Annotated in this window: 24 protein-coding genes; 7 read left to right on the forward strand and 17 right to left on the reverse strand. The window is 65.0% G+C overall.

Features of this window, described 5'->3' with window-relative positions; translation table 11 throughout:
* Positions 1–46 precede the first annotated feature (46 nt).
* The 9 genes from H7F35_RS19050 to H7F35_RS19090 all read right to left on the reverse strand — a co-directional run bounded on the left by H7F35_RS19050 (position 47) and on the right by H7F35_RS19090 (position 11004).
* The gene (locus H7F35_RS19050) at positions 47–904 is read right to left on the reverse strand and encodes a phosphodiesterase (RefSeq protein WP_187108166.1); all 858 of its coding nucleotides are present in this window, start codon (positions 902–904) and stop codon (positions 47–49) included.
* A complete protein-coding gene (locus tag H7F35_RS19055) occupies positions 901–1962 on the reverse strand; it encodes an ABC transporter ATP-binding protein (RefSeq protein ID WP_187108167.1) in 1062 nt (353 codons plus the stop codon). Before H7F35_RS19055 ends, H7F35_RS19050 begins: the two co-directional genes overlap by 4 nt.
* Positions 1952–2752: an ABC transporter permease gene (locus H7F35_RS19060; protein WP_187108168.1), complete on the reverse strand. Its 801-nt coding sequence runs from the start codon at positions 2750–2752 to the stop codon at positions 1952–1954. The genes H7F35_RS19055 and H7F35_RS19060 overlap by 11 nt, the downstream gene beginning before the upstream one ends.
* Positions 2753–2762: 10 nt before the next feature.
* Positions 2763–3584 carry an ABC transporter permease gene (locus tag H7F35_RS19065; RefSeq protein WP_187108169.1) on the reverse strand — a complete coding sequence of 274 codons (822 nt, stop codon included), beginning with the start codon at positions 3582–3584 and terminating at the stop codon, positions 2763–2765.
* Positions 3585–3991: 407 nt separating this feature from the next.
* A complete protein-coding gene (locus H7F35_RS19070) occupies positions 3992–4987 on the reverse strand; it encodes an ABC transporter substrate-binding protein (RefSeq protein WP_410010795.1) in 996 nt (331 codons plus the stop codon).
* 69 nt (positions 4988–5056) lie between these two features.
* Positions 5057–6082 (reverse strand): LacI family DNA-binding transcriptional regulator, encoded by a 1026-nt coding sequence (locus H7F35_RS19075; protein WP_187108171.1) that lies wholly within the window; start codon positions 6080–6082, stop codon positions 5057–5059.
* 395 nt (positions 6083–6477) lie between these two features.
* Complete coding sequence (lspA, locus tag H7F35_RS19080; RefSeq protein ID WP_187108172.1) at positions 6478–6993, reverse strand: signal peptidase II; 516 nt, start codon at positions 6991–6993, stop codon at positions 6478–6480.
* Positions 6993–9845, reverse strand: a complete 2853-nt coding sequence (gene ileS, locus H7F35_RS19085) for an isoleucine--tRNA ligase (protein WP_187108173.1) — start codon at positions 9843–9845, stop codon at positions 6993–6995. The genes lspA and ileS overlap by 1 nt, the downstream gene beginning before the upstream one ends.
* Positions 9846–9966: 121 nt before the next feature.
* Positions 9967–11004: a bifunctional riboflavin kinase/FAD synthetase gene (locus tag H7F35_RS19090; RefSeq protein ID WP_187108174.1), complete on the reverse strand. Its 1038-nt coding sequence runs from the start codon at positions 11002–11004 to the stop codon at positions 9967–9969.
* A 167-nt stretch (positions 11005–11171) separates the two neighbouring features.
* Here H7F35_RS19090 and H7F35_RS19095 point away from each other — a divergent pair, with 167 nt between their 5' ends.
* A complete protein-coding gene (locus H7F35_RS19095; protein ID WP_093245882.1) occupies positions 11172–11732 on the forward strand; it encodes an HNH endonuclease in 561 nt (186 codons plus the stop codon).
* 5 nt (positions 11733–11737) lie between these two features.
* Here H7F35_RS19095 and H7F35_RS19100 read toward each other — a convergent pair whose 3' ends face one another.
* The 4 genes from H7F35_RS19100 to H7F35_RS19115 all read right to left on the reverse strand — a co-directional run bounded on the left by H7F35_RS19100 (position 11738) and on the right by H7F35_RS19115 (position 16292).
* Positions 11738–12526: an enoyl-CoA hydratase gene (locus H7F35_RS19100; protein WP_187108175.1), complete on the reverse strand. Its 789-nt coding sequence runs from the start codon at positions 12524–12526 to the stop codon at positions 11738–11740.
* Positions 12527–12537: 11 nt separating this feature from the next.
* The gene (locus H7F35_RS19105) at positions 12538–13899 is read right to left on the reverse strand and encodes an alpha/beta fold hydrolase (protein WP_187108176.1); all 1362 of its coding nucleotides are present in this window, start codon (positions 13897–13899) and stop codon (positions 12538–12540) included.
* Between the two features lie 83 nt (positions 13900–13982).
* Positions 13983–15098 (reverse strand): acyl-CoA dehydrogenase family protein, encoded by a 1116-nt coding sequence (locus tag H7F35_RS19110; RefSeq protein WP_187108177.1) that lies wholly within the window; start codon positions 15096–15098, stop codon positions 13983–13985.
* A 12-nt stretch (positions 15099–15110) separates the two neighbouring features.
* A complete protein-coding gene (locus H7F35_RS19115; protein ID WP_187108178.1) occupies positions 15111–16292 on the reverse strand; it encodes an acyl-CoA dehydrogenase family protein in 1182 nt (393 codons plus the stop codon).
* Positions 16293–16453: 161 nt separating this feature from the next.
* On the opposite strand from H7F35_RS19115, the gene purN reads away from it, so the two are divergent.
* Both purN and H7F35_RS19125 read left to right on the forward strand, forming a co-directional pair.
* On the forward strand, positions 16454–17050 hold the full coding sequence (gene purN / locus H7F35_RS19120; protein ID WP_187108179.1) for a phosphoribosylglycinamide formyltransferase: 597 nt from the start codon (positions 16454–16456) through the stop codon (positions 17048–17050).
* Positions 17051–17087: 37 nt separating this feature from the next.
* A complete protein-coding gene (locus tag H7F35_RS19125) occupies positions 17088–17405 on the forward strand; it encodes an I78 family peptidase inhibitor (protein WP_187108180.1) in 318 nt (105 codons plus the stop codon).
* Positions 17406–17474: 69 nt separating this feature from the next.
* Here H7F35_RS19125 and H7F35_RS19130 read toward each other — a convergent pair whose 3' ends face one another.
* Complete coding sequence (locus H7F35_RS19130) at positions 17475–17708, reverse strand: DUF1653 domain-containing protein (protein WP_187108181.1); 234 nt, start codon at positions 17706–17708, stop codon at positions 17475–17477.
* Between the two features lie 50 nt (positions 17709–17758).
* Between H7F35_RS19130 and H7F35_RS19135 the strand changes: the two genes are divergently transcribed.
* The 3 genes from H7F35_RS19135 (at position 17759) to H7F35_RS19145 (ending at position 22272) form a co-directional block, all read left to right on the forward strand.
* Entirely contained in the window at positions 17759–19612 is a 1854-nt protein-coding gene (locus H7F35_RS19135; protein WP_187108182.1) for a M48 family metallopeptidase, read from the forward strand.
* Between the two features lie 41 nt (positions 19613–19653).
* Positions 19654–20925, forward strand: coding sequence for an RsmB/NOP family class I SAM-dependent RNA methyltransferase (locus H7F35_RS19140; protein WP_187108183.1), 1272 nt, complete (start codon positions 19654–19656; stop codon positions 20923–20925).
* Positions 20926–21057: 132 nt separating this feature from the next.
* Positions 21058–22272, forward strand: coding sequence for a fatty acid desaturase (locus H7F35_RS19145; RefSeq protein WP_187108184.1), 1215 nt, complete (start codon positions 21058–21060; stop codon positions 22270–22272).
* Positions 22273–22442: 170 nt separating this feature from the next.
* On the opposite strand, the gene rpmG is transcribed toward H7F35_RS19145, so the two are convergent.
* The 3 genes from rpmG to trxB all read right to left on the reverse strand — a co-directional run bounded on the left by rpmG (position 22443) and on the right by trxB (position 24004).
* A complete protein-coding gene (rpmG, locus tag H7F35_RS19150) occupies positions 22443–22616 on the reverse strand; it encodes a 50S ribosomal protein L33 (RefSeq protein ID WP_007830291.1) in 174 nt (57 codons plus the stop codon).
* An 11-nt stretch (positions 22617–22627) separates the two neighbouring features.
* Positions 22628–22861, reverse strand: coding sequence for a 50S ribosomal protein L28 (gene rpmB / locus H7F35_RS19155; RefSeq protein ID WP_007830293.1), 234 nt, complete (start codon positions 22859–22861; stop codon positions 22628–22630).
* A gap of 189 nt (positions 22862–23050) precedes the next feature.
* Entirely contained in the window at positions 23051–24004 is a 954-nt protein-coding gene (trxB, locus tag H7F35_RS19160) for a thioredoxin-disulfide reductase (RefSeq protein ID WP_187108185.1), read from the reverse strand.
* 181 nt (positions 24005–24185) lie between these two features.
* Between trxB and H7F35_RS19165 the strand changes: the two genes are divergently transcribed.
* Complete coding sequence (locus H7F35_RS19165) at positions 24186–24860, forward strand: Crp/Fnr family transcriptional regulator (RefSeq protein WP_187108186.1); 675 nt, start codon at positions 24186–24188, stop codon at positions 24858–24860.
* Positions 24861–24946: the final 86 nt, after the last annotated feature.

Consider the following 24946-nt stretch of genomic DNA (forward strand, 5'->3'; position numbering starts at 1 on the left):
TTTTCGTTTTGCTTCGTTTCGACCCCATTTTCCACAAGTGGGCGCTTCAGTCGATCAGGGCTCCGTTGTCGTGGAAAGGATAAGGGCCTTCGAAGGTACCGGAAGCCGCCAGATGGGTGACCAGCCGGCCGCTGTGCGCCGACCATGCGTGCACCCGAAAAGCGGGTGGTTCGAGCGTCCAGGCAGAGGGCGCATCGGCTGCCAGGTCGAGGCAGACCTGGTGCGCCTGCGCCGGCGAGGTCGAGGCGATGGTGCCGCCGAAGCGCACGTCGATGGCGCGATGCAGGTGGCCGCAGATCACGCGTTCGACGTTCGGATGGCGGGCAATCAGCGCTTCGAGCGCGTCGGCGCCCTGCAGCAGCCCGATCTCGTCCATGTGGCCGATCAGCGTTTCAAAAGGCGGGTGGTGCATGGCGACGACAACAGGTTCATCGCGGCACGCGTCGAGCTGGGCTTCGAGCCAGGCCAGGCGCGTGTTGCACAGCGAACCATGGCTGGCGCCCGGCACACAGGTGTCGAGCGTCAGCAGGCGCAGCGCGCCCACGCGCACCGAGTACTGGATGAAGCCATCCGTGTCGGCACCGGTGCCAAGGTAGGCGTGGTCGGGGAAGCTGTGGCGCAACTGGTCGCGGTCGTCGTGGTTGCCGGGCATCAGGTAGACCGGCATGGTCAGCGGCGCCAGCAGGCGGGCCAGGTGCTCGTACTCGGCGGCGCGGCCGAAATCGGTCAGGTCGCCGGTGATCACCACGGCGTCGGGCGGTTGCCGCAGGGCCAGCACCGACTGCACCGCGCGTGCCAGATACGGCGCTGTGTCGATGCGGCCGTAGGCCAGCCGGCCCGGCTCGCGGATGTGCAGGTCGGTCAGTTGGACCAGGAAGGTGTTGTTGTTTGGCGTTGTCGTCATGCGCTGGTTTCCTGCGACGTCATCAGGCGATCCGGGTGGATGCGAAGACCGACCGCGTCGCCCGGACCGAAGGGGCTGTCGCGTCCCACATCGGCCATCAGCACGGGCTGGTCTTGCGTGCGCAGATGCAGCTGCACGCGGTCGCCAAGGAAGGTGCGGCGTTCGACGGTGGCGCTGCCCCAGTCGGGCTGGGGCGCGCCAACTTCGATGTCTTCGGGTCGCACCAACAGCATCGCATGGTCTTGCCACGCGCTCGGGCAGGGCACGGTGCAACCCCCGAGTCGGACAACGCCTTGCGCGATGGCTTCGGCCGGGCGTTCGAGCTTGTTGACCCGGCCCAGGAACTCGGCCACGAAAGGATGCGAAGGCGCGCGGTACAGGTCTTCGCCGCGGCCCACCTGCACGATGCGGCCGGCGCGCATCACCGCGAGCCGGTCGGCAATGGCCAGGGCCTCCTGCTGGTCGTGCGTCACATGGATGGCCGTGATGTGCAGGCTGCGCAGCAATTCGGCCAGTTCGTCGCGCAGCGATTCCTTGAGCTTGGCGTCGAGCGCGGCCAGCGGCTCGTCGAGCAGCAGCACGCGCGGACGCACGGCCACGGCGCGCGCCAGGGCCACGCGCTGGCGCTGCCCGCCGGAAAGCTCGGCGGGGCGCTTGTTCTCCAGACCACCGAGCCGCACAAGATCGACCAGTTCGCCGACCCGGCGTTTTTCTTCATCGGGCGCGATGCCGCGGATGCGCAAGCCATAGCCGATGTTGGCGGCCACCGTCATCTGAGGAAAGAGCGCGTAGCTCTGGAACACCATGCCCACGCCGCGATGCTCGACCGGGCGGTGCGTCACGTCCTGGTCGCCGAACACGATACGGCTGCCGGCGTCGGGCGCCTCCAGCCCCGCGATCAGCCGCAGCAGCGTGGTCTTGCCGCAGCCCGAGGGGCCGAGCAGCGCGAGCACTTCGCCGGCCTCGACGTGCAGGTCGGTGGGCTGCAGGCCGCGCGTGCCGTCGGCATACGTTTTCGCGCAGTTCGAGATGTCGACGGGAATGCGTTCAAGTTCCATGGCGTTTCTGCATCAGGTTGGCAAGGTACTGCAGGCCCCACAGCACCGGAAGAATGACGGCGAAAAAGACCAACGTGTACGCCGATCCGATCTCGATACGCATCGAGGCATAGCTGTCGGCCAGGCCTACGGGCAAGGTGCGCGTGAGCGGCGTGTGCAGCATCCAGGTGAGGTTGAACTCGCCCACCGAGAGCGTGAACACCATCAGGCTGCCCGCCACGATGGCGGGGAACACGGCCGGCACGAGGATGCCCAGGAAGCGCTGGCGGAAGTTCGCGCCCAGCGAGCGCGCGGCCTCTTCGAGCGCGAGCAGGTCGTCGCGCTCGAAGGCCGAGCTGACGGTGCGCACCATGAAGGGCAGCGTGAAGATCATGTGGCCCACGAGGATGAAGGCGAAGCTCTGGCGGAAAGCGGTGAGCTGGCCGTAGGCCAGGATCAGCGCCAGCGCGGTTGCCAGCCCCGGCACCGCGACAGGCAGCGTCAGCAGTTCTTCAAAAATGCGCGCGGCGCGCGAGCGGCTGCGCGCCAGCGCATAGGCGCAGGGCACGCCGATCAGCACGGTGCCGACGACGCAGGCGATGGCCAATGCGATCGACCAGCCGACGGTGCCGCCGTAGTTCTCCCACACCTCGCCGAGCCAGCGCAGTGTGAGGCCGCTCTTGAGGCCCGCGCTGTAGTTGTTGACCAGGCCCGCCATGACCGACAACAGCATCGGGGCGATCATGAAGAGGCTCACGATCACCGTGACGGCGAGCAGGAAGGGCGCTTTGGCTTGGGTGTTCTTGCGCATCGCTTGTGCCTCAACGTGCCACGGGGTTGGCGCCGAAGCGGCGCGCGACGAACAGCACCAGCCATGTCACGATGCCCAGCGAAATCGACAGCGACGCGGCGAGTGCGAAGTTGGCGTAGTTGGTGAACTCGTTGTAGATGGTGATGGGAATGACCTCGAACTTGCTGGCCAGCGTGAAGGCGGTGCCGAATGCGCCCATGGAGGTCGCGAACAGGATGGCGCCGCAGGCCAGCGTGGTGGGTGCAAGCTCCGGCATCCACACGTCGCGCGCTACGCGCAGCCGCGAGGCGCCGAGTGAACGGGCCGCCTCTTCGAGCTGCGTGTTCATCGACTCGGCCGCCGCCGTGTAGGTGGCGATGGCGCGCGGCAGCGAGAAATACAGGTAAGCCAGGAACAGCCCGAGCAGGCCGTAGGCGAAGGTGATGCGTTCGCCGAACAGGCTGTCGCTGAGGTCGGCCACCACGCCTTGCCGCCCGCCCAGCAGGATCACGAAGAAACCGATGATCACGCCCGGAAAGGACAGCGGCAGCGTGAGCAGCGACAACAGCATGCGCTTGCCCACGAAGGCATGCCGCGCGAGGTAGATGCCCACCGCCGCGCCCAGCACCAGCGTGGCCAGTGTGACGGTGATCGAGAGCACGACCGTGTTGGCCATGCTTTGCAGGTAGCGCGCGTCGGTCAGCACCGCGAAGTAGGTGGCCCAGCCTTTGTCGGCCGGCAGCGTGAGCAGGCGCACCACGGGCAGCAGCCAGAAAGCTGTGAAAAATGCGGCCGCCGGCGCGATGCAAGCCAGCAGGCGCCAGCGTGGGTTCCAGGCGTTGGTGGACTTCATCTCAGTGCTTCCATCTTGCTTTCTATTGCGGGGTGCTTGTGTTCTTGGCGCTGTTGTTCGGGGCGTTGCTGTTCTTCAGGGCGAGTGCGAATGACACCAAGTGCTCCCCTCCGCGAATGTCCCCCGCTTCGCTCCTCCTTTATTTCGCTGCGGGGAGCACCTGGTGTCATTCGCACAGGACGCGCTGCTGGTGTGCAGCCGATCAACCACCGCTCGGTCCAACGCTCGCGTCGATACGGGGCTCTTTTTCGCTAAATAAAGGAGGAGCGAAGCGGGGGACATTCGCGAAAAAGAGCACCGTGTCGGCGTGAGCGTCGCCCTGAACAACGGCCCGAAAAAGCCCTGAACAAACCCACCCACGCACAACGCGACGGATAGAAGAACAAGGCTTCATCCAGGACGCCGACTCAGCGTACTTCCTTCAGATACTCGTCGGAGAAGGCGCGCTGCGCGGCGGCCATGCGGCCGTAGTCCACGCTCTTGGCACGCGCGTATTCACTCGCGGGTAGGAACTGCGCCTCGATCTCCTTGGGCATTGCGCTGGCGCGCACCGGGCGCAGATATGCCTTGGCCCAGATGGCCTGGCCCTCGTCGGACAGCGTGAAGTCGAGCACCTTCTTCGCGTCGGCCGCATGCGGGGCCTTGGCGACCAGGCTCATCACGTAAGGAACGGCCAGCGTGCCTTCACTCGGGATGACGAAGGCGACGTTGGCCTTGTCCTTGTACTTGGCGCGGTAGGCGTTGAAGTCGTAGTCCAGCAGGATCGCGATTTCGCCCGAGAGCACGCGCGCATACGAGGTCTGCTTCGGCACGATGGGCTCGTTCTTCTGCAGGGCCTTGAAGTAGTCGATGGCCGGCTTGAAGTTGTCGAGCGTGCCGCCGCGCGCCTGGTTCACGGCCACGGCGCCGACATAGCCGACGAAGGCCGAGGCGGGGTCGAGGTACCCGATCAGGCCCTTGTATTCGGGCTTGAGCAGGTCGGCCCACGACTTCGGAATCGGCTTGCCCTTGAGCGCATCGACGTTGACCATGAAGCCGAGCGTGCCCGAGTGAATGGTGAACCAGTTGCCGGCCGGGTCCTTCAGGCCGTCGGGAATGTCTTTCCATGCGGCCGGCTTGTAGGGCTCGACCAGGCCGTCCTTGGCGGCCTGCACCGCGAAGGTCACGCCCAGGTAGGTGACGTCGGCCACGGGGCTGGCCTTCTCGGCCGCCATCTGCGCGAGAGACTGGCCCGAGTTCTTGTTGTCGGGCGGCACGGTGATGCCGGTCTTGGCCTTGATGGCCTTCAACTGCGTGCCCCAATCGGCCCATTCGGTCGGGCAGTTGTAGCAAATGGCGGTCTGCGCCATGGCGCTGCCGGCTGCGGCAGCGAGCGCTGCGGCCAGCACGCCGAGGCGGGCCATGCGATGGAAACGGAAAGACATGAAGAGCTCCTTGGATGGATGGGGCGGAGAACGAGGGAGAAGAGTCGGTCAGGAAGGGGCGATGTGTGGTTCGTGTTCGCGCGCGGCTGCGCACGACTCGCCGTCGCGGAAGGCGTGGGGAAGCAGCAGGCTCGCGTCGGCCTGCAGCGTGGTGCCGGCGGCCATCGCCTGGATCAGCAGCTCGACGCTGTGGCGGCCGATGTCGCTGTTGGGCTGGGCAATGGTGGTGAGGGCGGGTGTGAGGTCTTCGCCGAGCGCGATGCCGTCGAAACCGATCACGCTCAGGTCGTCGGGCACCGAGAGGCCGCTGAGATGCGCAGCGCGGATGCTGCGGATGGCGAGCAGGTCGTTCGAGCAGATCAGCGCGGTGGGGCGGTTGCGGGTCGCTTGCAACTGCTGCGAGAGCGCATCGACGGCGGTTTCGACGAAGGGCACTTCGATCAGTGGCGGTGTGTCGAGCCCGGCGTCGGCCATGCCCTTCAGGTAGCCGCGGTAGCGCTGTTGCGCGCGGTCCGACGCGGCGAGTGTGCCGCTGACCATGGCGATGCGGCGGTGCCCCAGCAACACGAGGCGCGTGACTGCATCAGCCACGGCGCCTTCGCTGTCGACGGAGACGCAGGGGTGGTCCGGGTGCCGGTTGTAGGCCAGGACGTAGGGAACACCGGCTGCCCGCAACCGGGGGAGGGCGGTCGAGGTCGAGGGGTTCGACACGACGAGGATGAGCCCATCGACGTTGCCGGCCAACAGCAGATGGACAGCGCGCTCTTCTTCGTCGAGCTGATAACCGGTGGTGACGGGAATGATGGCGTAGCCACCCGCGATGGCGGCGCGCGCAATGCCTTGCAGGCATTCGGCAAAAGTCGGGTTCAGCAGCGTGGGCAGCACGACACCGAGCACGCGGCTGCGCTGGGTGCGCAAGGTGCGGGCGCTGGCGTTCGGCACGTAGTGGAGTTCGCGTGCCACGCGCTCGACCAACTCCCGCGTGGCAGGGGTCACCTTGTCGGGGAAATTGAAGGCCCGCGACACGGTGGCCACGGAGACTCCGGCTTTGGCTGCAACGGCTTGAATGCTCATCGTGCGGTGTTCATGTAATCGATTACATTGAACCGCCGCAGTATGACCCCGCTATGACAGAGCTTGGAAGCGGGGAGAAACCCTTTGGGCTTCGAGCGAGATGGAGGGCCGCCTGGAGGTGCCCGTCTTACTCCCTCTCCTTCCGGGAGAGGGCAGGGGTGAGGGCAGCGGCATTCACGTCACGACAAGCGCCCGGTACGCGCTACGGCGCGCTCAGCCCCTCTGGGCCGCCGAGGAGCGCAGCATTTCGCGGATCAGGGCTCGCAGCTGTTTGAGCCGAAGGCGAGTTCTGCGAGACCCCGCGAAATGCGAGCACCGCAGGGAAGCCCGAAGGGCCGGCACAGTGGGGCTGAGCGCGCCGTAGCGCGTACCGGGCGCCACCCCAAAGAAGAACGCTACTTGCCGCGCCGCACGCGACGAATCTCGTCAACGATCAAACAGATCGCCCCAAGCGTGATGGCACTGTCCGCAGCATTGAACGCCGGAAAGTACCAGTTCCCCAGGTGGAAGCTCAGAAAGTCCACCACGTAGCCATGCATCATCCGGTCGACCACATTGCCAATGGCCCCGCCCAGAATGCAAGCCATGGAGAAGGAAAACAGCTTCTGCCCCGCGTGCGACCTCAGCATCCAGACGATGAACACCGCAGCCGCCACGCCGATGGCCGTGAAGAACCAACGCTGCCACCCCGAGTGATCCGCCAGGAATGAGAAGGCGGCCCCCGTGTTGTGCGCCCGCACGACGTTGAAGAAGCTCGTGACGTAAGTCCAGTCACCGAGCTTGTAGTAGCCCAGGATCAGCGTCTTGGTGAACTGGTCGATCATCACGATGATCAGCGCCAGCCCCAGCCAGGGCCAGATGCTGCCGCCGCGCGAACGCGACGATGCCGACATGGAGCGTGCCGCAGCCATCAGGCAAAGCTCCGCGATTCGCCGGCGCCGAACAGGTTGCTCGTGCAACGTCCGCAGATCGTCGGATGCGCCGGGTCGTGGCCCACGTCGTCGCGGTAATGCCAGCAGCGATCGCACTTCTGCGCGGTGCTCGGCGTCACCACCGTCGACAGTGTTTCACCCGCAGCCAGCTCGATCGCGGAGGCGATGAAGACGAACTTCAGGTCGTCGCCCAGCGAGCCCAGCAGCGCGAAGTCGTCGGCTGGCGCCGTCACCTGCAGGTTGGCCTGCAGTGACGAGCCGACCTTGCCTTCGGCACGCACGGCTTCGATGTTCTTGTTCACCGCGTCGCGGATCTCGCGGATGCGGCTCCACTTGGCCAGCAAGGCTTCGTCGGGCGCAGCGAACTGACTGTAGGTCTGCGCGAAGATCGACTCGCCCGGCTTGCCGGTGCCCACGAACTTCCACGCCTCTTCGGCCGTGAAGCTCAGGAACGGCGCCATCCAGCGCAGCATTGCCTGCGAGATGTGCCACAGCGCCGTCTGCGCGCTGCGGCGCGCCAGCGAGCCTGGAGCCGTCGTGTAGAGACGGTCCTTCAGGATGTCGAGGTAGAAACCGCCCAGGTCTTCCGAACAGTAGATCTGCAGCTTGGCCACCACCGGGTGGAACTCGTACACCTGATAGTGCGCGAGGATCTCGGCCTGGAACTGTGCCGCGCGCGCCATCGCGTAACGGTCGATCTCGAACAGCTGATCGAGCGGCACCGCGTCCTTCGCGATGTCGAAGTCGCTGGTGTTCGCCATCAGGAAGCGCAGCGTGTTGCGGATGCGGCGGTACGCATCGACCACGCGCGCGAGGATCTTGTCGTCGCCGGCGATGTCGCCCGAGTAGTCGCTGGCCGCCACCCAGAGGCGGATGATTTCCGCGCCCAGCTTGCTGCTGATTTCCTGCGGGTCGATGCCGTTCTTGAGCGACTTGCTCATCTTGATGCCCTTGGCATCCACCGTGAAGCCGTGCGTGAGCAGGCTCTTGTACGGCGCGCGGTCTTCCAGCATGCAGGCGATCAGCAGCGACGAATGGAACCAGCCGCGATGCTGGTCATGGCCTTCGAGGTACAGGTCGGCTTCGGGGCCGGTCTCGTGGTGCACGGTGGGGTGCGTGCCGCGCAGCACGTGATAGAAGGTCGAGCCCGAGTCGAACCACACCTCGAGGATGTCGGTGCTCTTCGTGTAGTGCGGCGCGTCTTCGGCACCCAGGATCTCTTCGACCGTCACGCGGCTCCAGGCCTCGATGCCGCCCTTCTCGACGACGTCGGCGGCCTGGTCGAGGATTTCCATGGTGCGCGGATGCAGCTCGCCCGAATCCTTGTGCAGGAAGAACGGGATCGGCACGCCCCAGCTGCGCTGGCGGCTGATGCACCAGTCGGGACGGCCGGCGATCATGTCGTGCAGGCGCGCCTTGCCGTTCTCGGGGAAGAAGCTGGTCTGCTCGATGGCGTCAAGCGCGGTCTGGCGCAGCGTCTTGGGCGCCTTGTCCTTGGTGAACACGCCTTCGCCCTCGTCCATGCGCACGAACCACTGCGCGGCCGCGCGGTAGATCACCGGCGTCTTGTGGCGCCAGCAGTGCGGGTAGCTGTGGGTGATGGTCTCGGTGGTCAGCAGGCGGTTGGCGTCGCGCAGCGCGGCGATGATGACCGGCACGGCCTTCCAGATGTTCTGGCCGCCGAACAGCGGGAAATCGGGTGCGTAGCTGCCGTTGCCCTGCACCGGGTTCAGGATGTCGTCGTAGGCCACGCCGTGGGCGATGCAGGAGTTGAAGTCATCCACGCCGTAGGCGGGCGAGGAGTGGACCAGGCCCGTGCCGTCGGTGGCAGTGGCGTAGTCGGCCAGGTAGACCGGCGCCACGCGGCGGTAGCCGGCATCCACGTCGTACAGCGGATGCTGGAATTCCAGGCCACCGAGTTTTTCGCCCTTGACCGTGGCGACCACCTTGCCGTCGAGCGCATAGCGGTTCATGCACATCTCGACCAGCGAATTGGCCACGATCAGCAGGCCGCGCTCGGTGTCGACCAGCGAGTACTCGAGCTCGGGGTTGAGGTTGATCGCCTGGTTGGCGGGGATGGTCCACGCGGTGGTGGTCCAGATCACGGCGAAGACGTCGCCGAGCAGCAGATGGTCGGCCTCGAAGGCCTTGAGCACCTTCTCGCGGTCGTTCGCCTTGAAGGCGACGTCGATGGTCTGGCTCTTCTTGTCGGCGTATTCGATCTCGAACTCGGCCAGCGACGAGCCGCAGTCGAAGCACCAGTACACGGGCTTCAGGCCGCGATACACAAAGCCGCGCTCGATCACGCGCTTGAACGCGCGCAGTTCGCCGGCTTCGTTGGCGAAGTCCATCGTCTTGTAGGGGTGGTCCCATTCGCCCAGCACGCCCAGGCGCTGGAAGTCGAGCAGCTGCTGCGCGATCTGCTCGGTGGCGTAGGCGCGGCTCTTGGCCTGCATCTCGTCGCGGCTCAGGTTGCGGCCGAACTGCTTTTCGATGGCGTTCTCGATCGGCAGGCCGTGGCAATCCCAGCCGGGCACGTAGAGCGCGTCGAAGCCTTCGAGCTGGCGCGCCTTGGTGATCATGTCCTTCAGGATCTTGTTCACCGCGTGACCCATGTGGATCTGGCCATTGGCGTACGGCGGCCCGTCGTGCAGGATGAACTTGGGCGCGCCGTGGCGGGCGTCGCGCAGGCGGTGGTAGCGGCCTTCGTCGTTCCATTCCTTCACCCAGCCCGGCTCGCGCTTGGGCAGGTCGCCGCGCATCGGGAAGGGGGTGTCGGGCAGGTTCAGCGTGGAACGGTAGTCGGTGGGGGTGGCGGCAGCGTCAGACATGTTGGGGTGCGAAACAGAGGGGCTTCGACAGGCTCAGCCCGAACTGCATTGAGCGGTCGGTGCGGAAGAAAAGCCGTTCGCCCTGAGCTTGTCGAAGGGCGGCAGCACGGGGCGTGCAGGGCTAAATTCGGTCGCGCGTGGTCTGGCGGTGGGTTTCGGCGTGGGTCGATGCAAAGAACGCACGTGCGTCGCGCCCATCCTTCGCGATGCCCGCTGTGAGGGCCTCGAGGCTGGTGTAGCGCAATTCGTCGTGCAGTTTGTGCAGGAGTTCCACGCGGACGATTTTACCGTAGGCCCCTTCGGTCCCGAGATGGGAGGGCCACTCCAGACAGTGCGTTTCCAGCAAAACACGGCCGCCGTTGACGTCGTTGGCGTCCAGCGAGGGGCGCACGCCAAGGTTCGCCACGCCGGGCAAAGGCTGGTCGGCCAGGCCGTGGACCAGCACCGCGAAGATGCCGTTGGCGGCCGGTTTCCAGTGCTTGAAGCGCAGGTTGAGGGTGCGAAAACCGTCGTCCTTGCCCGGCGCCGAGGCGCCCAGCGCGCGGCCGAGCTTGCGGCCATGGACCACGTGGCCCGAAATTGTGTAGGGCCGGCCGAGCAGCGTCTGCGCGTCGGCCATGCGGCCTTCGGCCAGCGCCTCGCGCACTGCCGAACTGGAAACCCGCAGGCCATGAACCTCGTAGCTGTTCATGCGCGCCACGTCGAAGCCGCGCTTGTCGCCGGCCGCATCGAGCATGGCGTAGTCGCCGGCCCGCTTGGCGCCGAAGCGGAAGTCGTCGCCCACGAGCACATAGCGCGCGCCCAGGCCGTCGACCAGTACGTTCTGGATGAATTCCTCGGGCGATTGCGAAGCCAGCCGGCCGTCGAAGGGCAGCACGATGGTCTGGGCCACGCCGCAGGCGGCCAGCTCGCTGAGCTTGTCGCGCAGCGTGCCGATGCGCGCCGGGGCCAGGTCAGGTTTCTTGGTGAGGGCGGCGAAATAGTCGCGGGGGTGGGGCTCGAACGTCATCACGCAGCTCGGCAGCCCGCGCTGGCGGGACTCGGTCTGCAAAAGCGCGAGCATGGCCTGGTGGCCACGGTGCACGCCGTCGAAATTCCCAATCGTGAGGGCGCAGGCGGGGGCTACGCCCGGGTGCCGGAAGCCGCGGAAAACCTGCATCGGTGAGTATCTTTTTGATAGCGCCTTTCGCCCGCCAAATGGGCGAATCAGGCCGTTTTGTCACAAAGCCGGTATATTGTGACGCAGTGCACTGATTGGCGTGGGTCTCCAATGCACTCCGTGTCCCTGGTCTTTCCGTGGTTCTTCCCTTTTTTGAGGAGACGTTGGTGAAGGTCTTGAAGCTGTCGGCCCAAGGGCTGCCCCAGTCATGGATATCGCTCGAACAGGCGGTGATTCACTATGCAGCGGACGAAGTGCGCTGGGAAGTGGGCGCGCAGGTCGCGGTGTTTCGTGGGGGCCACAACGCGATCACGGGCGAGCAGTCGCAGATTGCGATCAACAGCATCATCGGCACCAAGGGCGTGCCGCGCATCAATCCCTTCACCCAGCGTCCGGGCCTGACCAACAGCAAGTTGTTCTCGCGCGACCGCAATGTCTGCGCCTATTGCGGCGGGCATTTCCATGAAGACGAGCTCACGCGCGAGCACATCATTCCGTTCGCGCAGAAGGGCATCGACACCTGGATGAACGTGGTCACGGCCTGCAAGCCGTGCAACCACCGCAAGAGCAGCCGCACGCCGGAGCAGGCGAACATGCCGCTGCTGTACGCGCCGTATGTGCCCAGCCTCTGGGAAGACTTCATCCTGCGAAATCGCCGCATCCTGGCGGACCAGATGGAGTTCCTGATGGCGCACCTGCCGCAAAGCTCGCGGCTGCACGATACCTAGCTTCTTCAGCGTTTCCAGTCCGGCGGGCGCTTCTCGATGAAGGCCTGAACGCCTTCCAGCGCGCTCTCGTCCATCATGTTGCAGGCCATGGTCTGGCTGGCGTCGGCCAGTGCGGCTTCGATGCCGGTTTCGAGCTGGCGGTAGAACAGGGCCTTGCCGAGCGCAAGCGCCTGGCGCGGCTTGGCGACGATGCTGGCCACCAGCGATTCGACCGCGGCATCGAGTTCCGCTGGCGCCGCCACCCGGTTGACCAGGCCCTTTTCGCGGGCCTCCTGCGCGCTGATGAATTCACCCGTCACCAGCATCTCGAAGGCTTCCTTGCGCCCGAGGTTGCGCGACAGCGTGACGCTGGGCGTGGCGCAGAAAAGCCCCACGTTCACGCCACTGACCGCAAAGCGTGCATCGCTCGACGCCACCGCCAGATCGCAGACCGCGACCAGCTGGCAACCCGCGGCCGTCGCGATGCCGTGCGCGCGTGCGATCACCGGCACGGGCAGGCGCTGGATCGACAGCATCATCGCGCCGCAGCGCTCGAAGAGCTGCCGGTAGTAGCCCAGCGAGGGCTCGGCGCGCATTTCCTTCAGGTCGTGGCCCGCGCAGAAGGCCTTGCCCGCCGCTGCGATGACGACGGCGCGCACGGTGGCGTCGGCCGCGATCTCGCCGATGGCCTGCTCGAGTGCGCCGAGCATGCCTTCGGAGAGCGCGTTGAACGAGGCCGGTCGGTTCAGCGTCAGCGTGACCACGCCGCGCGCGTCGCGCGTGGCCAGCACGAAGGGGGCGGTGGTGTCGGTCATGGCGGCGCGACTCAGTAGGTCAGCTCGAGCACCGTGGTGTGCTCCTTGGCGGCGGGCCAGGTCAGGCCGGTGATGCGTTCGCCGTTGAACTCGCCTGTTACTGCACGCTGCGGTCCGCTGGCCGCGATGCGCAGCCGCGAAGTCGACACGCCCGCGCCCTTGGGCGGCACGCCCGCTGGCGGGCTCTGGCCGTCGAGGCGCATGGTGTCGCGCTGTGCGTCGAAGTAGCCCCGGGGCCGGGTGAAGACAACGACGGCATTGGCGCCATCGTCGGCCGGCAGGATGCGCTCGGGACGCAGGTGCACGAAGTTGCTGCTGTGCGGGAACGGGCTGCGGTAGATGTGCGTGGTGCCATAGCCCGGCGCACTGAGGACGAACTCGTAAGCGGTGTCGCCGCGCGCGCTGAAGGGCCCCCAGCGGCCGTCCGCACCGATGTTCTTGCTGTGCACCGCGTCGCCGCGCCGAACGCCCGTGGCCGGGTCGACGGCATAGACCGTCACCTGTCCGCCGTTTAGTGAAAGGTTCTCCGCCCCAACCGCACGGCCGTTGAGCACGACGTTTGCATCGGCCACCACCGCCGTGGTGCGCGGCGCCTCGCCGGTCAGGAACTGCCACGTCGCCGCAAACGCAGCGGGCGAGAACGAGGTCTCGCGGTGGTCGACGCGTGGCAGCACGATGTTGGTCGCGCCCTTGAGCGCCGGGCCGTCGAAGCCGATGTTGGTCGGCTTGCCGGGGGCGCCGATCCACACGCCGTCGGGCTGGGCGTACTTGTCGTTGTTGTCCGAGCGCAGCGTCAGCCATTTCACGCCGGGCGTGACTTCTTCGCCGTTCGCACCCTTGGGCGCATTGAGCTGCTGCATGAAGCCCGACAGGGCTGAGAACTCGTTGTTCTCGCGGAAACCCTTCACCGACCAGATGCCGTGCGCCGGATTGCCGCCCAGCACCACATGGCTCACCACCGCCGCACCGCCGCCGTTCTGCACGTAGTTGCGGATGGTGTTGCCGCCACGCGAATTGCCGATCAGCACGACCTTGCTGGCGCCCGTGGCCTTCAGCACCTTGTCGACTTCGGCCTTGAGGAACACGGCCGACTCGCCGGTCGAACTGCGTCCGGGTTGGGCCACGGCATCGTCGTCGCGCGCAAGAGGGTTGGGCTGGTCGACCGCAAACAGCCGCTCGCGCGGCCAGCCGTTCGACTCGAAACGCCAGATCGTCGTTTGCCACAGCGCCGCCGAATCGCCGTTGCCGTGCATGAACACGATGGGTGGGCGTTCGGTGAACGAAGGCGAAGGGGCGGTGGCGCAAGCGGTCAGCATGGCGGTCGATGCGGTCCCGATGAGGGCGAGGGCAAGGAGAGTACGGCGTGATGGCATGTGTCGTTCCTGGTCCGGATTCCAAGTAAAAACGCCCACCGGCGCAAGGCGGGCGGGCGTTGGATGCTAGGGGAAAAAGGCCGTCAGGCGAAGACGCCGGCCGTGTCTAGCATGCGGGCCGACACTTCGCCCAGGTGGTGCAGGGTGTCGCCGAAGGTCAGCTCCAGCTGCGTGAGCTTGCGGAAGTAATGGCTGCCGATGTATTCGTCCGTCACCCCGATGCCGCCATGCAGCTGCACCGAGTTGGCGGCGACGTAGCGCATCGACGTGCCCAGCTGGTACTTGGCGCGCGCCAACGCCTGGCGGCGTTCTTCCGCCGGGGCGTTGAGCTTGAGCGTGGCGTAGTAGCTCATCGAGCGTGCGAGTTCGAGCTGCATCTTCATGTCGGCGACGCGATGGCGCAGCGCCTGGAAGCTGGAGATGACCACGCCGAACTGCTTGCGCTGGTTCATGTATTCGACGGTGAGCGCGACCGTCTTGTCCATCACGCCGACAGCTTCGGCGCAGGTGGCGGCAATGCCGACATCGACCGCGTATTCGAGGGCGGCGAGGCCGTCGAGCGTGATCAGCGTGGCGTCTGCCTTGTCGAACACGACTTCGGCCGCGCGACCGCCGTCCTGCGTGCCGTAGCCACGGGCCTCGACGCCGCTGGCGCTGCGCTCGACCAGGAAGAGGGCGATCTTGCCGTCGACCTTGGCGGGCACGAGGTAGGCATCGGCTTCGTCGCCCACGGGCACCACGCTCTTGGCGGCGTTCAGCGACCAGCCGGTGCCGGTCTTGGCGGCGTGCGCGTCGCACACGTCGAGGCGGTAGCGGGCCTTGCGTTCCTGGTAGGCCAGCACCACGATGGCCTGGCCGCCGGCGATGCGCGGCAGCCAGCCTTCCTTGGTGCCTGCGTCGGCATAGCCGCCGAGCACCGCGCCGGCAATCAGCGTCTGCGCGAAGGGCTCCAGCACGATGCCGCGGCCCAGTTCTTCCATCACGACCATGCCGGCCACCGGGCCCATCCCCAGGCCGCCGTCGTCTTCGGCGATGTACAGGCCGCCCAGGCCCAGCTCGGCCAGTTCGTCCCAGGCCTCGCGCGAGAAGCCGCCCTTGGCCTCGATGCCGCGGCGGCGCTCGAAGTCATAGCCCTTGTCGACCCACTTGCGAACGGCGTCGCGCAGTTGTTCCTGGTCGTCGGTGAAATTGAAATCCATGTGCGTGTCTCCTCAGCCCAGAACCGTCTGCGCGACGATGTTGCGTTGCACTTCGTTCGAACCGCCGTAGATGGTGGTCTTGCGCATGTTGAAGAAGGTCGACGACAGCGGCGCGATGGCCGGATTGCCGCCCGGGAAGTTGCCCTGCCAGCCGGCTTCCATGGCTTCGCGGATCAGCGGCAGCGAATACGGGCCGCCGGCCAGCATCATCAGTTCGCTGTAGCGCTGCTGGATCTCGCTGCCGCGGATCTTGAGCAGGCCCGCGACGTCCAGCGAGTTCTTGCCCGAGGTCGCGGCCGACAGTACGCGCAGCACCATCATTTCGAGGGCGACGATGTCGACTTCTAGCTTGGCGATCTCGTCGCGGAAGCGCTGGTCGTCGTAGACGCTTTCGCTCTTGGCGATGCGCTTCAAGCGCTCGAGTTCGCGCTTGGCGCGGTTCACGTCGGCGATGTTGGTGCGTTCGTGCGAGAGCAGGTGCTTGGCATAGGTCCAGCCTTTGTTCTCTTCGCCGATCAGGTTCTCGGCCGGCACTTCGACGTTGTCGAAGAACACTTCGTTCACTTCATGGCCGCCGTCGAGCAGCTTGATCGGGCGCACGGTGACGCCGGGCGACTTCATGTCGAGCAGCAGGAAGCTGATGCCGGTCTGCGGCTTGCCTTCGTTGCTGGTGCGAACGAGGTTGAACATCCAGTCGCCGTACTGGCCGAGCGTGGTCCAGGTCTTCTGGCCGTTGACGATGTACTTGTCGCCCTTGCGCTCGGCCTTGGTCTTGACCGAAGCCAGGTCGGAACCCGAGCCGGGTTCGCTGTAGCCCTGGCTCCACCAGACTTCGCCGCTGGCGATGCCGGGAAGAAAGCGCTTTTGCTGCTCGGCATTGCCGAAGGCCATGATCACCGGGGCCACCATGACGGGGCCGAAGGGAATGATGCGCGGCGCGCCAGCCAGCGCGGTTTCTTCCTCGAACAGGTGGCGCTGGATGGCGGTCCAGCCGGGGCCGCCGAATTCCTTGGGCCAGCCGTAGCCCAGCCAGCCCTTCTTGCCAAGAATCTTGGCCCAGTTCTGCAGATCGTCGCGCGTCAGTTCGAGCGCGTTGTGTACCTTGTTCGAAATCTCTTTGGGAAGGTTTTCTTTGACCCAGGCGCGAACCTCTTCGCGGAACTTCTGTTCTTCGGGTGTGAAGCTCAAATCCATGCGTGCCTCGCTGTGTTGATCGGTTCACCGCAGACGCGGTGTGTCTCCGGAACTGCGAGTTTTAGCACGGTCGTGCTGTGAAACGGTGTCCGCGCGGCGACAAGCCGTGACAACAGCGCTTCAGGTCCCGCCGAATCCGGGCACGGATAATCCCGCCTCCCATGAAGAACATCGTGATCCTGATTTCCGGCGGCGGCTCCAACATGGCGGCCATAGTGCGTGCCGCCGAGCGCGACCGCTGGGCCGACCGTTTTGGCGCGCGCATCGCGGCGGTCGTGAGCAACAAGGCCGAGGCCGGCGGGCTGGCGCTGGCCAAGTCGCATGGCATCGACACCGCGGTCGTCCCGCACAAGGATTTCGCCAGCCGCGAGGTTTTCGACGAGGCGCTGGCGAAGGTTGTCGACGGCTATTCGCCGGCACTGGTGGTGCTGGCGGGGTTCATGCGCATCCTGACGCCGGGCTTCGTCGGCCGTTATGCCGGGCGGTTGGTGAACATTCATCCCTCGCTGCTGCCCGCATTTCCGGGGCTCCACACGCACCAGCGTGCCATCGAAGCGGGTTGCAAGGTGGCCGGGGTGACCGTTCACCAGGTGACCGCCGAGCTCGATCATGGGCCCATCCTGGCGCAAGCCGTGGTTCCCGTGTTGCCCGAGGACACCGCGGCCACGCTGGCGGGACGGGTGCTGGCGCAGGAACACCTGTTGTATCCACGTGCCATCGCCGGATGGCTGTCAGATACATCGAGTCACATTCGGTGAAGTTGTTTATATTCGCGGGTTTTCCGAGAGTTTCGAAGTGAAAACCCAATCGCTGATGCTGACTGTCGTTGCCGGTGCTGCCCTGATGGCAGCCTGCGCTGCTCCGGCGCCTGCACCCGCCCCGGCGCCCGCGCCGCTGCCGGAGCCGGTCTACCAGTGCAATGCGGATGGAGCCCGGTTCGCCATTGGCCAGCCACTGACACCTCAACTCGAAGCTGCGGTCCGTGCGCGCTCTGGTGCTAGTGTCTTGCGCGTGCTGAAGCCGAACGAGGCGGCAACGCTGGAATTGAATGGCGGGCGGCTCAATCTCGATGTCGACGCACGCAACCGCGTGACGGGCGTTCGCTGCGGTTGATGGAATTCGGGTTGCTATTGAAAATATAGCGACCCACGCAGGCAAGACGCACGGAACAGGCGTGCCGGACTAGATCGGGGTGAATCTTCGCTGCAGCGTGCCGTCGATCTCGATGGTTTCGCCGAACATTGCGGCAGGCCGGACCCAGAGTCCATGGGCACCATACAAGGCGCGGTACAGCGTCATCGGCTCGAGGGTTTCGCTGTGGCGCACGGTGCCGATCACCTCGTATTCACCGCCTTTGTAGTGGCGGTAGCGGCCGGGAGGTGTTTCGATCAGGGGTGGCAGGTCGTCGTCGTTCAACGGGGGCCTCTTTCTTCAAAAACTGTCGGGGCTTGATTTGACGGAGTCGGATGGATCGTGCTGATTTTGTTCACCTGGTTCGACTGAGCGAGCATGCCAGTGCGGACGACAGTGCGCGCTATCGACGCAGCGTTGCGGCTTTTGCCGCGCTCGGTTACCTGTGGGTGCTGGGCTGCCTGGGGCTCGCGGTGGGCATCATTGTCTGGGTGATTTCGTCGTTCGAGCGCGAGCGCTTCGGCTTGACGCGGGGCTGGCTCCTGTTGTTTGCCGCAGGTTTGCTGTGGGCCACGGTGCGAGCGCTCTGGGTGCGCTCCGACGCGCCCGAGGGCCAGGAGCTTTTTCGCGAAGATGCGCCGGCGCTCTTCGAGGCGCTGGATCGCATCCGCGCCAGGATCAAGGGGCCGCCGGTTCACCACGTCTACCTGGACGACGAGTTCAACGCCAGCATCCGCCAGGTGCCGCGCTTCGGGCTTTTCGGCGGCGCGGTCAATTCCCTGAGCATCGGCCTGCCGCTGCTGATGATGCTGGACCGGCGCCGGCTGCTGTCGGTGCTGGCGCATGAATACGGCCACCTGCGTGGCAACCACGGCAAGTTGAGCGCCTGGATCTACCGCACGCGGTTGTCGTGGCTCAAGCTCGACGCCAACCTGCAGCGCAACGAAGGCGTGATGGCGCTGTTCTCGCAGGCCTTCTTCCACTGGTACTTTCCGCGCTTTGCTGCCAAGACGTTCGCGCTCGCCCGGCAGGACGAGTACGAGGCCGACCGAATTTCGGGCCGGCTGCTGGGTGCTCCGGTGGCTGCCTCCGCCCTGACCGAGATTGCGATCAAGGGCAACTGGTACGCCAACGAGTTCTGGCCCTGGCACTGGTCGCGCGCCGAACACGAGCCGCAGCCGCCGGGGCCGTTCGCCGCCTTGCGCAAGCGCGTTCGCACGCCGCCCAGCGACGAATTTGCACGTCAGGCGCTGCGCGATGCGATGCGCCGTGTCAGTGACCTGGAAGACACCCACCCTGTCTTGCGCGACCGGCTCGAGGCGCTGGAGCAGAAGGCTGTCTTGCCCGAGTGGTCGGTGCGGCCGGCGCTGGAGTTGCTGGCCGATCGCAAGAAGTGGATCGAGCATTTCGACAACCAGTGGCGCCGCGCGCATGCCGCCGACTGGAAACAGCACCACGCGCACAGGTCGCGCATCCGCGAGCGCATCGAGGTGCTGGCCGCGCGTGGCGAGCACAACACGCCCGACGAAATGGTCGAGTGGGCCGACTCGGAGCGGCGGCTCGATCCGGCGGCGCCCGTGCGGGTCCGCTACGAGAGCGCCTTGCGCATCGCGCCGGAACATCCGGGTGCGTTGCGGGGGCTGGTTCAGATGCTGCCCAGCAGCGATCGCGCGTCCCGTCTTGTCGTGCTCGAACGGCTGCATCAATCGGGCGCCGCCAGCCGCTGGTGGGCGGCGAAGAGCGCCGTGGCCTCGCTCGAAGACCCCGACGCGGGGGGGCATGACGAAGAGGCGCTCAGGCTGTGGCGCGGCCGGCTCAAGGACGCGGAGGAAGCCGAGGCGCGCGCCTGGGAAGAAATCACTGGCACGCCTTTCTTCAGCCAGATTTCGCGGCACGACCTGAATGACTACGAGTTGGGCGAACTGCGGGCCGATCTCGTGCGCTGCCTGCCCGCTTCGCGGGCCTGGCTGGTGCGCAAGGACCTGCGTGAATTTCCGTGGCGCCGTGCCTACATCGTGTTCATCGAGCTGCCGGGCCTGGACGATGACGACCGCTGGCAACTGTGCCGCCAACTGGAGCACACCCTGACCCTGCCGGGTGCTGCGCTGGTGCTGTGGGTGGGCCATTCGCCCACTCTGGAAGACATCGAGCGGCAGGCTTTCGGGACGCTCTGGACGCGTCAGGCATAGCCCTTCGGGCTGCAGGCCCGGCTGGCTGAGACAATCGGGGGATGCACCCCAAAGCCCTGTTGGAGGCCACCGCCGATCTGGTCGGCCTTGTCCTGAAATTCGATCACCCGGCCGACCAGGTCGTTTCGCGCTTTTTCCGCGACCATCGCGAGTTCGGCCCGCGCGAGCGCGCCACGCTCGCCGAGACCGTCTACACCGTGCTTCGCAAGAAGCTGTTGTTCGATCACCTCTCGCCCTCGGGCAGCGGCTCGAAGGAACGCCGCATGGCGATCCTGGGTTTCTATGGCCCGCGCGATTTTTTGATGAGCGCACTCAACGACACGGAGAAGCGTTGGCTCGACAACTGCGACGCCGTCAAGCCGGAAGACCTGCTCGAACGCCATCGCCACAACCTGCCCGAGTGGCTGGTGGCGCCGCTCAAGGCCCAGTTGGGCGACGGTTTCTGGCCGCTGGTCGAAAGCCTGCAGCAGCCGGCGCCGCTCGATCTGCGCGTCAATACCCTGACGGACAAGCGAGCTGAAGTGAAGGCAGAGCTTGCGAAGGCTGCTATCAAATCGGTAGTAACCCCGTTCTCGCCCTGGGGCTTGCGCATCGATGGCAAGCCGGCGCTGACCAAGCTGGATGTCTTCGCCCGCGGCGCCGTCGAGGTGCAGGATGAAGGCTCGCAGCTGCTTGCGCTGCTGCTGGACGCCAAGCGTGGCGAGATGGTGGTCGACTTTTGTGCCGGTGCCGGCGGCAAGACGCTGGCCATTGGCGCCACGATGCGCAACACCGGTCGTCTCTACGCCTTCGATACCTCGGCGCACCGGCTCGATGCGCTCAAGCCACGGCTGGCGCGCAGCAAGCTCTCGAACGTCCATCCGGCCGCGATTGCTCACGAGCGCGACGACCGCGTCAAGCGCCTGGCGGGCAAGATCGACCGCGTGCTGGTCGATGCGCCCTGTTCGGGGCTTGGCACGCTGCGCCGCAATCCAGACCTGAAATGGCGCCAGTCGCTCAAATCGGTCGAGGAATTGACGGTCAAGCAGACGGCCATCCTGCAAAGTGCGGCACGGCTCGTGAAATCGGGCGGCCGGCTGGTTTACGCCACCTGCAGCGTGTTGCCAGAGGAAAACGAGGCCATTGCCGAAGCTTTTGCCGCCGCCAACCCCGATTTCGAGCCTCAGGACGCTGCGGAACTGCTGCAGGGGCTCAAAGTAGAGGGTTTCGAGGCACTTTGCGCTGGCGGGGCGGACGGCAGGCGCTACCTGCGGCTGTGGCCGCATCGCCATTCCACCGATGGCTTCTTTGCGGCGGTGTGGAACCGCAAATAGGCGCAGGACTCCAATCGAGGGTTAATCAGTGCTTTTCTTGAAGGGTAAAAGGCCTCGTTTTGGCCCTCCCGACTTAAAATCGCTGGTTATCTGAAGGCTGCACCTTCGTGTGGCCATGGAGTACCTGACTCAATGTTGCTTCCTGACTCCGCCGTTTTGAACGCGGCCATCCAATGGCTCGGACACGGCCTGTGGGATCTTGCTTGGTGGCAAGTGGTGTTGTACACGCTCGTCACCACGCACATCACCATCGCAGCGGTCACGATCTTCCTGCACCGCACGCAGACGCACCGGGCCATGGATCTGGGCCCGATCCCGTCGCATTTCTTCCGATTCTGGCTGTGGCTCGGCACCGGCATGGTGACCAAGGAATGGGTCGCCATTCACCGCAAGCACCACGCCAAGTGCGAAACAGAAGAAGACCCGCACAGCCCGCAGGTCAAGGGCATCGACGAAGTGTTCTGGCGTGGCGCCGAGCTGTATCGCAAGGAGTCGAAGAACAAGGAAACGATGGAACGCTACGGTCACGGCACGCCCGATGACTGGATCGAGCGCAACCTCTACACGCGCTACAGCTGGCAAGGCGTTGGCCTGATGCTGATCATCAACCTGGCGCTGTTCGGCACGCTCGGCATGGCCGTGTGGGCTGTGCAGATGCTCTGGATTCCGATCACTGCCGCCGGCATCATCAACGGCATCGGTCACTACTGGGGTTACCGCAACTTCGAGGCGCCCGACGCCAGCCGCAATATCTCGCCCTGGGGCCTGATCATTGGTGGTGAAGAGTTGCACAACAACCACCACACCTACCCGACCTCGGCCAAGTTCTCGGTCAAGAAGTATGAGTTCGACATCGGCTGGGTCTACATCCAGGCGATGCAGGCCATCGGTTGGGCCAAGGTCAAGAAGGTGCCGCCGAAGATGCAGATGGGCGACATCCAGCCCGTGGCCAACGAAAAGACGCTGGAGGCCGTCATTGCCAATCGCTATGAAGTGATGGCCGGCTACGCCCGTGAAATGCGCCGTGCGACCACCGAAGAGCTGGCCATGCTGAAGACCAAGGGTGCCGACCTGTCGGTGCTCAAGGCCGCCAAGCGCTGGCTGCACCGCGATGACGACAAGGTGCCCGCATCGGCCCGTACGCACGTGGTGCAAGCCCGTGCCGCCCACCCGGTGCTCGACAAAATGGTCACCATGCGCGAAGAGCTGCGTCAGCTCTGGCTGAACACCTCGCAGTCGCGCGAGCAACTGGCGGCCGATCTGGCGGCGTGGTGTCACCGGGCCGAGGCCAGCGGCATTGCAGGCCTGCGCGAGTTCTCGACCCGCTTGCGCGCTGCGCGCATCTAGGAAGAGCAAGCAGAGCGGTTCATCTGCTCATTGAAAAAGCCGACCTTCGAGGTCGGCTTTTTTGTGCCCGCCGTATTTGTATTTCCCAAATGAACGACGAAAGAGAAATAGACGGGCAACAAAAAACCCGCTGGATCACAGCGGGTTTTGTTTGGATAACCAAGGCCGAATTACTTCAGCTTGATTTCCTTGTATTCGACGTGCTTGCGTGCCTTCGGGTCGAACTTCATGATCGACATCTTTTCAGGCATCGTCTTCTTGTTCTTGCTGGTCGTGTAGAAGTGGCCGGTACCCGCGGTGGATTCCAGCTTGATCTTTTCGCGTCCGCCTTTGCTCGTTGCCATGATTCAGCTCCTTAAGCTTGGCCGCGTGCGCGCAGGTCTGCGAGCACGGCGTCGATACCGTTCTTGTCGATCAGGCGCAGAGCAGCGCTCGAAACGCGCAGGCGAACCCAGCGGTTTTCAGTCTCGACCCAGAAACGGCGATATTGCAGGTTCGGCAGGAACCGGCGCTTGGTTTTGTTGTTGGCGTGGGAAACGTTGTTTCCGACCATCGGGCCTTTGCCCGTTACGTCGCATACGCGTGCCATGTGGACACTCTTTCTTGAACAGCTGGCACCGGCGCAATCGTGGCGATTGCAGGGTGTTTTGCAGCTTGACCTCGCCAGAAACGGGTGGCGGTACCCCGGTTTTGCCGTAACCCAACCCTTGGTGAGGGCGTGGCCATATTTCGGCAAAGCCTCGGATTATAGCCCTTTTACCCGAGAGTGGGACTGAGCCTAGTCGTCCTGTTCGAGGAAGCGCTGCGCATCCAGCGCCGCCATGCAGCCCGTGCCGGCGCTCGTGATGGCCTGGCGGTACACGTTGTCCTGCACGTCGCCAGCCGCGAACACGCCCGGAATGCTGGTCATCGTGGCGAAGCCCTGCAGGCCGGAGCGGGTCAGGATGTAGTTGTCCTTCATCTCCAGTTGACCCTGGAAGATGTCGGTGTTCGGGTGATGCCCGATAGCGATGAAGCAGCCCTTGAGATCGATCTGCTCGGTGGCGCCGGTTTGCGTGTTCTTGATGCGGATGCCAGTCACGCCCGTGCCGTCACCCAGCACCTCGTCAAGCTGGTTGTGCAGCTTCAGCACGATCTTGCCTTCGGCCACCTTTTCCATGACCTTGTCGATCAGGATGGGCTCGGCGCGGAATTTGTCGCGGCGATGAACCAGCGTGACCTTGTTGGCGATGTTGGAGAGGTACAGCGCCTCCTCGACGGCCGTGTTGCCGCCGCCGATCACGCAGACTTCCTGCTCGCGATAGAAGAAACCATCACAGGTGGCGCACGCCGAGACGCCGCGCCCCATGAACTTTTCTTCCGAATCGAGGCCCAGGTACTTGGCGGAGGCGCCGGTGGCGATGATCAGTGAGTCGCAGGTGTAAGTGCCGCTGTCGCCGGTGAGGGTGAAGGGGCGCTTGCTCAGGTCGACCTTGTTGATGTGATCGAACACGATCTGGGTCTTGAATCGTTCAGCGTGTTCCAGAAAGCGCTGCATCAGGTCCGGACCCTGCACACCGTGCACATCGGCCGGCCAGTTGTCGACCTCGGTGGTCGTCATCAGCTGGCCGCCTTGGGCGATACCGGTAATGAGCAAAGGCTGGAGATTTGCGCGGGCGGCGTAGACAGCGGCGGTATATCCGGCGGGGCCGGAGCCGAGAATTAAAACCTTGGCGTGTTGGGGAGCAGACATGAGTAGAAAACCTAGGATATACGCTGCTTCAGCGTGTACATTTTCAGGGTGGTAGCGATATATGTGGAGTATCACCGCTCGGTTCAACACCGGGTGCACGGTGTTTTCAATGCGCGCGATTGTAGTAATCCATTGGCTTGCCTTTTGGACGACTCCGTGTGCTGTATCAGGGAATTGATAAATGTCGATGCTGTCCAACCTTGAATTGCTTCGGCGCGTTCCTTTGTTCGCGTCGCTAACGGCTACGCAATCCGCAAGCATCGCGGATGCGATCATCAAGAAGCGCTTCAAGCGCGCCGAAGTCGTTGTGGAGCAGGGCAAGAAGTCCGACGCGCTCTACATCATCCTGACGGGGCGCGCGCGCGTCACCAGCGCCGACAGCCGTGGCCGCGAAGTGATCCTGGCCACGCTGAACCCCGGCGACTACCTGGGCGAGATGAGCCTGATCGACGATGAGCCGCATTCGGCCACGGTGCGCACTGAAATCCAGTGCGACGTGCTCATGCTGGGCCGTGACGCTTTTGCGCGCTGCCTGCCCGAGAACTCCTCGATGGCCTACAACATCATGCGTGGCCTGGTTCAGCGCCTGCGCCATGCCGATCGCAAGATCGAGTCGCTTGCGCTGATGGACGTTTACGGCCGTGTGGCACGCTCGCTGCTCGAATTCGCCGTCGATGACGGCGCGGGCAACCTCAAGGTTCGCGACAAGATCTCCCGCCAGGATCTGGCCAAGATGGTCGGTGCCTCACGCGAAATGGTGAGCCGCGTGATGAAGGATCTCGAAGAGCGCGGCTTCGTGCAGACCCAGGACGACGGGTCGATGATCGTCAAGGAACGGCTCCTGTCTCTCGCCTGAGCCTCCGGGGCCGGGTCCGCCTTGGGCGACTGCCGCGGCCTTTTGTTGTAGTGTTCGTGCGTCCGGCTCCCGATTTTCTGGGTCGG

The organism is Variovorax sp. PAMC26660 (genome assembly GCF_014302995.1).
GTDB lineage: Bacteria > Pseudomonadota > Gammaproteobacteria > Burkholderiales > Burkholderiaceae_C > Variovorax.